Here is a 12,612-nt window from a genome sequence, read left to right as displayed (position 1 = left end):
GGTGTAAATTGCTAGTTTTATTTGCACCAAGATAGTGAAATGCACCATAAAGAAGCGTGCAACATCAAAGCAGTGCGTTAGAGGATAAGGACTGATTTAGAGTAGTTAGACAGCAGACAATAAAAAACCCAGCAAAGAGCTGGGTTTTAAATAGAACAACTTAAGAGTGTTGTTATAGGTTTGGTCCTGTCGAAGCTTTTTGTGGCAAACCTTGCTTCAGGCGGGTCATTCCTTGGTACATACGAATAAACCAAACCACAATGGCAATAGCACCAAATAACATACCCACGTAAGGGATGTAGTACGCAACTTTATCGATGAAATGACTCTTATACCAGTAGTCATTTACGCCTTTCAAAACACCATTTGACGTTGCAACAGTTACGATCAATACCACAAAGTAGGTCAGATTCAGGAAGAAAGTACGGATCAGACCGTAGTAATGGGAATCGACAATTTCCCCATCTTCCCCTTTGTCTAGACGATACCCTGCATAGACAATAGCGATTACACCCGAAATCAGACAGGTAAATGGCGTAAAGCAACTTAGTATGTAAGCAACCCAAATACCTTTATGAGGTTTGTTCATTCGGCTTTACCTCTTTTTCTGTTTGCGAGACATTCTCTGTATTCGAACCAGTAACATCCCCTTGTCGTGCTTCCTGCTTCTCTTTCGCCATAACTTCTTCGTACCAAAGGTCGTGGTGCTCTTTTGCCCAAGTTTCGTCAACTTCACCCGTTACCATACCTTCTAGCGCCCCTTCCATACCAAACAGGCCGATATAGATGTGGAACACAAAGCCACAGATAAGGATCAGTGCAGCCAACATGTGAACTAAGTTTGAAAGCTCCATATCACGACGTGTTTGACCAAAGATTGGGAAGTCTAGAACTAAACCACTGATCGCAACGACGGTACCTACAACGATAAGTAACCAAAACAGTGCTTTTTCACCAGCGTTTGAAAACTCTGCTGACGGGTGTGAGCCTTTATGCTTACCAACCATACCACCAAGCTTCATAAACCACTTAAGGTCGACCATCTTGAAGATAGACTTACGCCACCACTTCACCAGTACGCACATTAGCAGTACATAGAAGATTGGACCGATGTAGTTGTGGTATTGCTTAGCGAGCATGATGATAAAGCCCCACAAATCCGTTGGGATATAAGGCTTTAAGAAGTGCTTACCATAAACCAACATTAAGCCGCTGAAGGCCAAAGTTAGGAAGGTAAAGGCCATGCTCCAGTGGAGTGCTCTGTCTAAACGCGACCAACGTTTTATCTTACGCCCTGTTCTCGGCGCACTTAACATCAGTGGGCCAATCACAATGTACATCAGAGTAACAAAGGCAATACTACCGAAAATAGCAACTGCGCCTGCCGGAGACATCCACTTCTCTTTTAAGATGTACCACGTTTGCCCAGGAGTACTTATCAGCATACCGTGCTCAGCAGATTGAGACGTTGTGTAGCCTGTCTCACCTTCACGCACTTGTCGCCAAAAGTCTGCACCTGCCAGTTGGGTCATCTCACGCTCTGCGGTATTCGCTTTCGTCTCAGCAGCGTGACTCATTGGAGCCAGCATTGTCAGTGCTGCCAGTAGTGGCAGCACGACAAGTGAGAGACGTTTTAACAATGAAAACATACGTCTCTCCCTACTTAGCTCTTAGTCGCATCGTAAGAAAGGTCATTGCCGTCAGTCCAACCAGCGCCTTTCGCACCACGCTCTACAACGCGCTGACGGAATACATCAGAGACTTTCTCTGCATCACCCGCAAGTAGCGCTTTAGTTGAACATAGTGATGCACACATTGGCAGCTTACCTTCAGCAATACGGTTGGCACCGTACTTCTGGCGCTCTTCAACAGAGCCCGCTTCAGTTTCAGGACCGCCAGCACAGAATGTACATTTGTCCATCTTACCGCGCTCCCCAAACGCTTCCTGTTTAGGAAATTGTGGTGCGCCAAATGGACAAGCGAATAGACAGTAGCCACAACCGATACACAGATCTTTGTTGTGAAGTACGATGCCGTCTTCAGTGTGCTCGAAACAGTCTGCAGGACATACCGCCATACAAGGTGCGTCAGTACAGTGCATACAAGCAACTGAGATAGAGTTTTCACCCGGTTCGCCATCGTTCAGTGTGACAACGCGGCGACGTTGGATACCCCACTCTAGAGCATCATCGTTTTCGTTTTTACATGCAGTGACACAGCCGTTACATTCGATACAGCGCTTAGTGTCACAAAGAAATTTCATTCTAGCCATTATTGGACTCCTTAAGCCTTACGAATGTTACAAAGGGTTACTTTCGTTTCCTGCATCAAAGTTACAGGGTCATAACCATAAGTGGTCGCTGTGTTTGCAGCTTCACCAATAACATACGGATCAGTGCCTTCAGGATACTTAGAACGTAGATCTTCACCTTGGAACTTACCGCCGAAGTGGAATGGAATAAATGCCAGACCAGGCTTCACTCGACGTGTGACAAGAGCTTTCACCTTAATACGGCCTTTTTCTGCACCTTCAACCCACACATCATCGCCGTCTTTGAAACCGATGTCGTTTGCATCTTTCGGGTTCACTTCAACGAACATCTCTTGTTGAAGTTCAGCAAGCCAAGGGTTAGAACGAGTCTCTTCACCACCACCTTCGTATTCAACCAGGCGGCCAGAAGTTAGGATGATTGGGTACTCGCCAGACTTATCTTCTTCTTGAATCGATTTGTACAAGGTTGGTACACGGAAGATCGCTTCTTTGTCATCCCACGTTGGGTAGTCAGCAACTAGGTCACGACGTGGTGTGTACAGCGGCTCACGGTGAAGTGGTACGCGGTCTGGGAATGTCCAAACAATCGCGCGCGCCTTCGCATTACCAAATGGGATACAACCGTGCTTAATCGCAACGCGTTGGATACCACCAGATAGATCGGTTTTCCAGTTCTTGCCTTCAGCAGCCGCTTTTTCTTCAGCTGTAAGATCGTCCCACCAACCCAGTTGCTTCAAAAGCTTGTCGCTAAACTCTGGGTAGCCGTCTTTGATTTCACTGCCTTTCGAATAGCTGTCTTCTGCCAGTAGGTTTTTACCTTCGAATTCAACGCCGAAACGGGTACGGAAGTTACCGCCGCCCTCTGCAACAGGCTTAGATGTATCGTAAAGGATATGTGTACCAGGGTGTTTCATCTCTGGTGTGCCCCAACATGGCCAAGGCATACCGTAGGTTTCACCGTGGATTGGGCCACCTTCTGCTTCCAGCGTCGTTTTGTGGAATGTATGCCAGTTTTGCTGGTGCTCTTTAAGACGCTCTGGGCTTTGACCTGTGTAACCGATCGTCCACATACCTTTGTTGAACTCACGTGTAAGGTCTTCAATCAGTGGTTGATTGTTCTCTACGCGGATGTTTTTAAACAACTGGTCTGCATAACCTAATTTCTTAGAAAGTAGGTACATGATTTCGTGGTCAGGCTTAGAGTCGAACAGTGGATCAACCACTTTGTCACGCCACTGCAGTGAGCGGTTTGATGCCGTAACACTGCCGTAAGTTTCGAACTGAGTCGTCGCTGGAAGCAGGTAAACGCCGTCGGTACGATCGTTCATTACCGCAGCAACTGTTGGGTATGGGTCAACAATCACCATCATATCCAACTTCTGCATCGCCTTTTTCATTTCAGGGCCACGAGTCTGAGAGTTGACCGCGTGCCCCCAGTAGAACATTGCGCGAATGTTTTCTCGTTGGCGGATGTTGTCTTTGTTTTCTAAGACACCGTCAACCCAACGAGATACTGGAATACCGGCACTGTTCATTGGTTTCTGACCGCCGTAAGCGTTGTCATCAAAACGCCCTTTCACCCAGTCGAAGTCCAGATCCCAGACTTTCGACCAGTGACGCCACGAACCTTCAGAGAGACCGTAGTAGCCAGGAAGCGTATCTGATAGTACGCCTAGGTCAGTTGCGCCTTGTACGTTATCGTGACCACGGAAAATGTTAGCACCGCCGCCTGATTTACCGATGTTACCTAGTGCAAGTTCAAGTACACAGTAAGCACGAGTGTTGTTGTTACCTGTGGTGTGTTGAGTACCACCCATACACCAAACGATACAACCCGGACGGTTTTCAGAAAGCAGTTTTGCCGTGTGGTAAACGTCGGCTTCAGATACGCCAGTTACGCGCTCAACCTCAGCTGGCGTCCATTTTGCTACTTCTTCACGGATCTCATCCATACCAAATACACGTTGGCGAATGAACTCTTTGTCTTCCCACTTGTTTGCAAAGACATGCCATAGCACGCCCCAAATAAACGCAACGTCAGAACCTGGACGAAGTGATACGTAGTGATCCGATTTCGCAGCTGTACGAGTGCGACGAGGATCCGCAACAACGATCTTACAGTTGTTTTTCTCTTTCGCGATCAAGATGTGCTGCATTGCGACCGGGTGCGCCTCTGCTGGGTTTGAACCAATGAATAGCATCGACTTACAGTTGTGCATGTCATTGAATGAGTTTGTCATTGCACCGTAGCCCCAAGTGTTCGCTACACCTGCTACTGTGGTTGAGTGACAAATACGCGCTTGGTGGTCGACGTTGTTGGTTCCCCAAAGTGACGCCATTTTACGGAATGCGTAAGCTTGTTCGTTGCTGTGTTTCGCACTACCAAGGAAGTAAACCGAATCAGGACCAGACTCTTTACGCAGCTCGAGCGCCTTGTTACCGATCTCTTCGATTGCTTGGTCCCAAGAAAGCTTCTTCCATTTACCGCCTTCCAGTTTCATTGGGTACTTAAGACGACGTTCACCGTGGCCGTGCTCACGCAGTGCTGCACCTTTCGCACAGTGTCCACCAGCGTTGAATGGGTGGTCAAATGCCGGCTCTTGGCCAGTCCATACGCCATTTTGAACTTCAGCGTAGATACCACAACCCACAGAACAGTGAGAACAGATCGTACGTTTGATCTCAGTTTTCGCATCTGGATCAACCGACTTCGCTTGTGCTTTTTTCATCATGCCTGGAGCGAATAGGCTTGCACCTACTACAGCGCCACCAGCAGCCAATGAAGTGTTCTTCATGAATGCACGACGAGATACGCCGAGCTGATTGGTTTCCTTGCTCACACTATCGGAGCGTTTGACTAGTTTCATCCTTTATCCCCTATAGTGTGTCGTAGTAGTCGCGAATATGTTGCGTTTCACGGTAGCCAGTCTTCTTCACGTCTTTTTTGGAAAGGTCAGGCGTTTCAGCCGCTGATGCCACTGTTGAAGTTCCAGCGACAACAGCACCCGCTACGGCTGCAGTTGTTAAGCCTTTGAGTAAGTCCCTACGGCTTGTATTTACTTCTTTATTATCTTTCATCATTGCTTCCTTACCTTACGGTAGATCTTTATGGAGGCTTGCTGCCCCTCTATCGATATGATCGATTACTCGTAATCAGTGACGTTTTTTACATCAATTTTTGATTTGTGCTTACTGCTTTTGGTATTCACACTAAAACGAACTTGTTCTAGTGATAGGAATGCTTTGCATAGTTGAGCGGCCGGCTTGTAAAAGTTGGCGTGTTCCGCACTCTCCGTCTGGCGAGTGAAAGATTCAAACCAAGGTGCAATATGTTTATTGAAAACAACTTGTTGAAGCTCTTCTTCTTCACCGGTTAGCATCGCCATCACTTCACAAAGTGCTGAAATATGATCTTCTGGCTCTTTTACGTTTTCGTCGCGCTCAATACCAAGAAGCTCAAGATCGTGTCGGATCTCAGCAAGTGGCTTTTCCATCATTGCGCCAGTCATATGCCATGAACCAAAAGGCATCACTTCACCACGGCCAATACCGATGAAAAGGTCTTGGTATTCGTCCTCTAGTGCTTCACGCTCAGCTTGAATTGCGGCTTGTTGAAGCGCAATCCAAGCTTTTTGCATGGCACTTTCCGACTCTTCAATTTCTAGAGATTTTAAAAAGTCGATCATCTCTTCTGTTGGAGCACTACGAAATAGTGCGGATAGAACTAGGTAGATATCTGTTCTTAATGTTTGTTCTTGTTCTGAATGAGTATCCAAAGCCAACTCCTAGTATTTCAGTTGTTTCAATGGGTCTTGAGCCATTGAATCGAACATATCGATGACACGGCAGTCTTCACACATAGCAATACGATTGATCGCTGCTTCGTCTGAAAAATGTGAGTGACCGCGTAACTTGTTTTGCAACATATCAATCATAGATTGAGGAGCAAAAGGCTTATGACAACGAATACACTCCGCAGCTTTCTCTTCATGGATCACAACGGCCTTCTGACGCTCCTCTCTCACCCAATTCATACGAGGTGTTAGAGTTAGAACGTTTTCAGGACATGCTTTTTCACAAAGGCCACACTGAACACAATCTTGTTCAATGAATTTTAGAGATGGAGATGTGCCATCGGTATGAAGTGCACGAGTTGGACATACCGCCACACAACTCATACATAACGTACAATCTTTGCTTTCACACGAAACGTTGCCGTAAGGTGCGTTCGATGGAAGCTCAACAATGTTTTCTACCGGAATACGTGATGTACTCAGGGCGTCTAGCGCAGTAAACAGGCGCTGACGTTTATTACCTCGTAAGTCACCAAGTGCCAAATCAAAAGAGTCGGTACAGAGTGTCGGCGCACCTTCGCGAAGAGATTCAAGGTAAAGGATATCTACTGTCTCTTTTGCTACACCAATTTGATCCAACAGTTCTTGAGCGATACCCACTTCATTATTTAGCACACGAATAATGGTTTCTGGCATAAAGCGTGACGCTGCAAACAAAACCTGAGTGGCACCATTCACTAGGGCTGCAAACCAAGTATCAATCCCGACCGAAGGAAGCTCTTCAACAACAACCGGAATCACATTCTCTGGAAGTGCTTTAAGTGCCATTACATTGTATGTTTCATGACGAGAGCTACAGATCAGAACGATCGGGTCTAGCCCCCCTGCTTTCTCATAGTTAGCTAATGTACGCTCAATGAATTTTTGCGTGTCATCTGGATTAGGCAATGCGTAAGAGATAGCTTCTGTCGGACAGCTCGTTGCACAAGTACCCACGCCTTGACAAAGGTACGGGTTAATTTCGATGCGATGACCGGTTTTGTCTGTACCTTCACTGGATAGCGCGCCTGCTGGACAAGCATCAACACAACGCTCACAGCCTTTAACGCCACGAGAGCTATGCGCACACAAATCAGTATCTAAACGGAAAAATTTTGGCTTATCGAAGGTACCCATTAGCGTTGGGATCTCTTCTAGTGCTTCAGCCAATTTCGGATAGCCACGTCCAACCGGGTAGTAACCCGGAACTGGAACTTCTTCAGTCATGCAGCTGTTTAGGCATAGGTCTAACACAACATCAAAGCAATCGTGATTAATAGCAACTTTCGCTAAATTGCTCGTCGTCCCACGGTTTTCAATAATCACTTCAAACGTACCTAGGAAACCTGATACCTGAACCGAATTAGCGAAATAGAGTTCACTGTTTGAACCCTTCTCTCCATCCGTTGATAGCAGAGTAAGGCTGGTCAATTGAGGAAGCTGTGCAGCCGCGCTCTCAATGATTGCAGTTGGCCCTATGATTAGGGTATTACCACCACTTTCATAACTTACGGTTGGTGGAATAAGGTTGGTTAACTCTACGGTATTTTCAAAAGCATAGAGTCGCGCTTTACCATTATTGGTTGTTGCTTCTTTTAATAGTTCTTTAAGCATTGCTCAGTTCCATATAGCGTCATGGATAATCTGCTCAACCTTGATTGTAGTCAGCCTCTAATAGAATGCTGATTAATTGCTCAACTAATGATGTCTCGTATCTCATCATTGATCGTAAAACAATCTACTAACCCGTTGATTATGTTTGTTCAAAGCAATGTATGTGCCAATTTTAATTTGATTAAATTTCAATAGCTTATAGGATTTATTGCTCTATTTTAAGGACAAAAAAACCGACTGGGACAATTTGTCTCAGTCGGTTCATTGAGTATTTAGTCAAAATGTACCTATTTTTTGTGTGGTATATTTTGTCTCAATTACAGATTCATCTTTGTAGATAAAATGCCTATTTTATGAATAACTGTATATATGTACAGTTAATGTTATTTTGGAGACTTCTCAACGTTCTCAGTGTCTGAATTGAGGGTATCTTGAGGTTCATTTTCAGAAGCATCGAATCCTTTTTGTTGAACATCTTCTTGCTCTGCTTCTGCTACCTCTTGTTCTAAGGTATCACTGGTCGTAGTTGACTCATCTTTAGCATTAGCAGTGACAGGCTCACTATCCTCAACCGTCTCTTTTACCCAGTCTCTTAACGTATCAGCAACGCCTTCAGTAAGAGACTTAAGGTTACTGTAGTCATCATCATAATCGTCTAAGCCATCACGAACATTGAACTCTTCAGATAAGAATAGCTTTCTCAGAGCGGCCTTTTTCACGCTCTCCGATGCCTCAGATACCAGAAGCTGAGCAACAGAAGGAGATTCACCTTCAACGTTCTCTACTGAGTCATCCAGACTTTCCACTGAAATATCAGCGTGTATTTGCTCTGAAGCAACCGAAGGTTCTGGGTCGTTAATGCTCGTAAATTCAGGAGATTGAGCATCAGTAGTAACGTTAACTGTCTCTTCTGCTTCAACGTCAGTACCCTTGTCTCCATCTAACTTACGCTGTGACCAACGACTAAAGAAACTAGTTGCCATTTGCGCGCCCTGCTCCTTTACGTTTCTTACGACGTTTTTCTAACAGTTCGCCATGTCGACCAATGAAAGCTTCCATCCAGGCTTGAACAGGTAAAGGCATGTCAAACGAAAGCACCTGATTGTCTCCATCCATATACTGGCCTGCGACAGTTTGAGAAGCTGTTAGCAGTTGGATAATCGGAACACCTGAATCAACGTTGTCCATTACCAGAAAAAGCTTCGGTTGTTGCGAGCTAAGGTTGAATCGATAGTCTGTACGTTCATCTTTATGCAACTGCAGTAAGCACACCTCTTTCGAGTCACTGTTCGGGGACAACTCAAACCCTACCAGTTCCCATTGTGTGGTTGTCCACATGCCTGTCTTGATCTCTTTTTCGATGCGATGGACGCCTATCGACCAAGATGTCTCGGTTTTCTCATATTGTTGTTCTAGTTCTTTAGTTTCCGACATATCTCATCCCGTTGTTATTTGAAGCCGCTGCCAATAGGACATTTTGTTCTATTCACTACGTTACAAAATCTTTGGTTTACTACAACTAAGCAATAACCACGCCATAGCGCCATTAAAATAGGTGAAGTCTCTGTTCAGGTTAGACCGATGTGACAGTTTTTGCGCTAAGTAAAGGTAATCACCCGAATAATTTGAGATAAAGTACGCTTTGGAATAAGAATTGCTTTAAGCATTAAAACAAAGAAGCAGACTCCTTTGGCGAGTTTTAAAAATAACGCCTAAATCGTCAACGTCAAAACGCGTGATGAGCGTATACACAACTAGGATATTAAAGTGGTTAAACCAAACATTATTAAAACCAGTGAAAACCCTCTCCAAACCATTGAAGTGGAAGTGTTCGACGAGTATGGCGAAAAGCTAACAAAACAGATTGCTTGCGAACGTCCCCTAACCGTTATGCTTAACTGGAAAGAGATCGTGACTCTGATGACTTTGGGCTCGCGTCCTGAATCATTAGTCTTAGGTTATTTAAAAAACCAAAGCTTCCTCTCTGACCCAGAAGCCATTGAATCTATCATTATCGACTGGGAAACCAGTTCAGCGGCGGTTGTCACTAAAGAAGATACAAGCCAGTTAGAAAGTGCGCTCAAAAAGAAAACCGTCACCTCTGGTTGCGGTCAAGGCACTATGTACGGCAATGTCATGAAGCAGCTTGAAAACTACCAAGTACCTCAAACCAAGCTTAAACAATCTGAAATCTACACAGCTCTAGAAGCGCTGACTCATTACAACGACACCTACAAAAAAGCTGGCGCAGTTCATGGTTGTGCCGTGTGTAAAGACGACAAAGTACTCTCATTCGTAGAAGATGTCGGCCGTCACAATGCCGTGGATACACTTGCAGGTGAAATGTGGCTGAATCAAGAAGATGGCTCGGACAAAATTTTCTATACTACTGGCCGTTTGACCTCTGAGATGGTGATTAAGGTGGCTCAAATGGGTATTCCTGTGCTGCTCTCTCGTTCTGGTGTGACTCAAATGGGGCTAGATCTTGCTCAAAAATTTGGTATTACGACGATTGCTCGCGCAAAAGGACTACGTTTCCAAGTTTTTACAGGTGCCGATAAGATCATCTTTGATGTGAAGGGAAACCAAGATTGAGAATAACAAAGGTTAATTCAACCCTATCTCCTTTCTAAGAGTGCTTAATTAGGTATTCTGCATCACCCTCAATAACCGCGGTCGTTACCAAGAGCTGAGTCTTATCGTGTGTTGTTGAGGGCAACTATCATTTCAGCAGTTATTAAAATGTCGTCTTGACATTTCTTTGGGCAAAATTATTTACCAAACTGATCCAATTCCTTGCGTTACCTCCCTAATAAGCTATTAGTTACATATCTATCTTTTATTAATACATAACTCAAATAAATAATGGATAGTTATAAAACGTCATCGGCTAAAAGGAGTTGCCTATGGATAGGCCAACTGACAATCAGCGATCTCCGCTGTCATTGTCTATACGAAGTAAATTTATTCTTATTAACATTACCTTATTTATCTCAGTGTTCGTTTATGCCGTATATGAACAAATGAGCCTTGACCGGCTGGAGTCGCTTGAACGTGCTGCCAACGAAAACCTAAGGAGTTCAGTCGACCTGCTTATGTTAAGAAGGCACGAGAAAGATTTTTTAGCGAGGAAAGAACAAAAATACGCAGAGCGCTTTGATACCACAGCCGTAACACTGGACCAAAGATTATTAGATTTAAATCAGACGCTTATTTCCCATGAGTTAAACCTTTCTGACAACACCTCCAAAATCACCCAAGCAATCGAGAGCTACGAATACCAATTTCGTCAGATTGTTCAACAAGTCAATGCGATTGAAAACCCTAACCCTTCTGTTGGTTTGATTGCTGCCTTAGAAAAAAGAAGAACCGAATTGAAACATGCGGTCGAAAAAGAGGCAAACTTAACCTTGGAGCTTGCCTTACTTGAATTAGTAGAGAAAGACTTTCACTACCTAGCACACACCAATGACCAAACCAGTCTCGCATTTGATGGTGCATTAGATGTGTTTACACCCTATGCACAAAATACCGAAGCGACGAAACAAGCGTACTTAAACTATCGAAGTGCCGTCGAAAAGCTGCTCATAGCGAATACGCGCCTTGGACTGACCGAAGATTTGGGATTAAAAGGTGAGCTTCGCCGAACCGTTCATCAAGCCGAACAAGCGATCAATAGCGTTCAACTGGAAATCAACAATGCGATTAGCCAAGCGAGTGCAGATACAAAAAATACGCTGCATCTGTTTGGTTTTGCTATCGTAATACTTCTTTCTGTGTTGTTGGCTCTGATCGGAAAAAGTGTTTTAACTCGAATCAAAGCGATCAACGAAATGATGGAGTCAATCGCGAACGGTGACGGTGATTTAACAGTGAGAATGAACGCCAAAGGCACTGACGAATTAGCACAACTCTCCCACTCCTTTGATGCCTTCATCAGTAAGCTGCATGCGAACATCAAAGACCTTTCTAGCGTAATGACCATACTCACCGACAGCTCATGCAGTTCAGAGCAAGCCGCACAAAAAAGTATGAGCAATGCCGAAAAGCAAAAGCAGCAATCAGAATCAGTCGCCACGGCGGTCAATGAACTGGTTATGACCAGTAATGAGGTGGCAGCGAATATTGAGAATGCGGCATTGAGCGCCGAGAAAATTAAGGGCAACGCGCATCATGCACTGCAAGAGACGCACGCGACCGATGACAGCATTCAAGTGCTGGTCAACAATATTGAAGAGTCTCAAGCGCTGATTGATCATTTGGAAGAACAGAGCCGAGAAATAAACCAAGTAGTGACGACAATCCAAGGCATCGCAGAGCAGACTAACCTACTCGCCCTCAACGCAGCGATCGAAGCTGCACGTGCAGGTGAGCACGGTCGAGGTTTTGCCGTTGTTGCATCTGAGGTTCGAGAACTTTCGTTGATGACCAATAACTCTACCCAACAAATTGAGACTACCATTCAAGGGCTAACTAACGGTATTGATAAGACAGTTGCTAAGATGTCGGAGAGCTTAGATCAAACAGAGCATGTTAAACGTCAAACTAAGGGGGTAGTCAATGCGATTGAAAGTATTCATTTCCAGATTGGCGAGATGTTTGATTTGAACAGCCAAATCGCGACCGCATCGGAGGAACAATCTGTTGTATCCGCAGAGATTGACCGAAATATCACAGAGATCGCCCATTTATCCGTGGATACATATGAAGTGGTATCAGGGTCTGTGCGCTGTAGTGAACAGGTGTCCAATGTGAGCGTTAAACTGGATAAAATCGTCGCCCAGTTTAAATATTAGTGTTGTTGTAACAAGCAATTCAGTACAAACAAAAGCGCCTTTATCGCAATGACAAAGGCACTTTTTAATGAGTTTAATATCGCTTAAACAACATTAA

The 12,612-nt window shown here is 44.7% G+C and carries 11 protein-coding genes; 2 read left to right on the top strand and 9 right to left on the bottom strand.

The genetic code is table 11. The annotated features are described in order from the left end of the window. Nucleotides 1–172: 172 nt before the first annotated feature. From AC6I7V_RS06730 to AC6I7V_RS06690, 9 genes are all read right to left on the bottom strand, one after another. Nucleotides 173–589 carry a hypothetical protein gene (locus AC6I7V_RS06730; RefSeq protein WP_255230736.1) on the bottom strand — a complete coding sequence of 139 codons (417 nt, stop codon included), beginning with the start codon at nt 587–589 and terminating at the stop codon, nt 173–175. After that, nucleotides 573–1,649, bottom strand: a complete 1,077-nt coding sequence (locus AC6I7V_RS06725) for a formate dehydrogenase subunit gamma (protein ID WP_255230737.1) — start codon at nt 1,647–1,649, stop codon at nt 573–575. The genes AC6I7V_RS06730 and AC6I7V_RS06725 overlap by 17 nt, the downstream gene beginning before the upstream one ends. Nucleotides 1,650–1,663: 14 nt before the next feature. After that, a complete protein-coding gene (gene fdh3B, locus AC6I7V_RS06720) occupies nt 1,664–2,272 on the bottom strand; it encodes a formate dehydrogenase FDH3 subunit beta (RefSeq protein WP_255230738.1) in 609 nt (202 codons plus the stop codon). 11 nt (nt 2,273–2,283) lie between these two features. After that, a complete protein-coding gene (locus AC6I7V_RS06715) occupies nt 2,284–5,139 on the bottom strand; it encodes a formate dehydrogenase subunit alpha (RefSeq protein ID WP_255230739.1) in 2,856 nt (951 codons plus the stop codon). Between the two features lie 10 nt (nt 5,140–5,149). Next, the gene (locus AC6I7V_RS06710) at nt 5,150–5,350 is read right to left on the bottom strand and encodes a twin-arginine translocation signal domain-containing protein (RefSeq protein ID WP_032549042.1); all 201 of its coding nucleotides are present in this window, start codon (nt 5,348–5,350) and stop codon (nt 5,150–5,152) included. Between the two features lie 65 nt (nt 5,351–5,415). Then, complete coding sequence (locus AC6I7V_RS06705; protein WP_498011609.1) at nt 5,416–6,048, bottom strand: TorD/DmsD family molecular chaperone; 633 nt, start codon at nt 6,046–6,048, stop codon at nt 5,416–5,418. 9 nt (nt 6,049–6,057) lie between these two features. Beyond that, the gene (locus AC6I7V_RS06700; protein ID WP_255230741.1) at nt 6,058–7,719 is read right to left on the bottom strand and encodes a 4Fe-4S binding protein; all 1,662 of its coding nucleotides are present in this window, start codon (nt 7,717–7,719) and stop codon (nt 6,058–6,060) included. Nucleotides 7,720–8,102: 383 nt separating this feature from the next. Beyond that, on the bottom strand, nt 8,103–8,702 hold the full coding sequence (locus tag AC6I7V_RS06695) for a DUF3306 domain-containing protein (protein WP_498011608.1): 600 nt from the start codon (nt 8,700–8,702) through the stop codon (nt 8,103–8,105). Beyond that, nucleotides 8,692–9,153, bottom strand: a complete 462-nt coding sequence (locus AC6I7V_RS06690) for a DUF3305 domain-containing protein (RefSeq protein ID WP_498011607.1) — start codon at nt 9,151–9,153, stop codon at nt 8,692–8,694. The genes AC6I7V_RS06695 and AC6I7V_RS06690 overlap by 11 nt, the downstream gene beginning before the upstream one ends. A gap of 333 nt (nt 9,154–9,486) precedes the next feature. Between AC6I7V_RS06690 and fdhD the strand changes: the two genes are divergently transcribed. Both fdhD and AC6I7V_RS06680 read left to right on the top strand, forming a co-directional pair. Beyond that, complete coding sequence (gene fdhD, locus AC6I7V_RS06685; RefSeq protein WP_255230744.1) at nt 9,487–10,314, top strand: formate dehydrogenase accessory sulfurtransferase FdhD; 828 nt, start codon at nt 9,487–9,489, stop codon at nt 10,312–10,314. 311 nt (nt 10,315–10,625) lie between these two features. Continuing rightward, on the top strand, nt 10,626–12,515 hold the full coding sequence (locus AC6I7V_RS06680) for a methyl-accepting chemotaxis protein (protein ID WP_498011606.1): 1,890 nt from the start codon (nt 10,626–10,628) through the stop codon (nt 12,513–12,515). Nucleotides 12,516–12,612: the final 97 nt, after the last annotated feature.

Source organism: Vibrio sp. KUL70 (assembly GCF_059725515.1).
This window is presented reverse-complemented; position numbering and strand designations above follow the sequence as displayed.

Coding starts and splice junctions, on each gene's coding strand:
- AC6I7V_RS06730 (WP_255230736.1), bottom strand. CDS start 589: ATGAACAAACCTCATAAAGGTATTTGGGTTGCTTACATACTAAGTTGC.
- AC6I7V_RS06725 (WP_255230737.1), bottom strand. CDS start 1,649: ATGTTTTCATTGTTAAAACGTCTCTCACTTGTCGTGCTGCCACTACTG.
- fdh3B (WP_255230738.1), bottom strand. CDS start 2,272: ATGGCTAGAATGAAATTTCTTTGTGACACTAAGCGCTGTATCGAATGT.
- AC6I7V_RS06715 (WP_255230739.1), bottom strand. CDS start 5,139: ATGAAACTAGTCAAACGCTCCGATAGTGTGAGCAAGGAAACCAATCAG.
- AC6I7V_RS06710 (WP_032549042.1), bottom strand. CDS start 5,350: ATGAAAGATAATAAAGAAGTAAATACAAGCCGTAGGGACTTACTCAAA.
- AC6I7V_RS06700 (WP_255230741.1), bottom strand. CDS start 7,719: ATGCTTAAAGAACTATTAAAAGAAGCAACAACCAATAATGGTAAAGCG.
- AC6I7V_RS06695 (WP_498011608.1), bottom strand. CDS start 8,702: ATGGCAACTAGTTTCTTTAGTCGTTGGTCACAGCGTAAGTTAGATGGA.
- AC6I7V_RS06690 (WP_498011607.1), bottom strand. CDS start 9,153: ATGTCGGAAACTAAAGAACTAGAACAACAATATGAGAAAACCGAGACA.
- AC6I7V_RS06680 (WP_498011606.1), top strand. CDS start 10,626: ATGGATAGGCCAACTGACAATCAGCGATCTCCGCTGTCATTGTCTATA.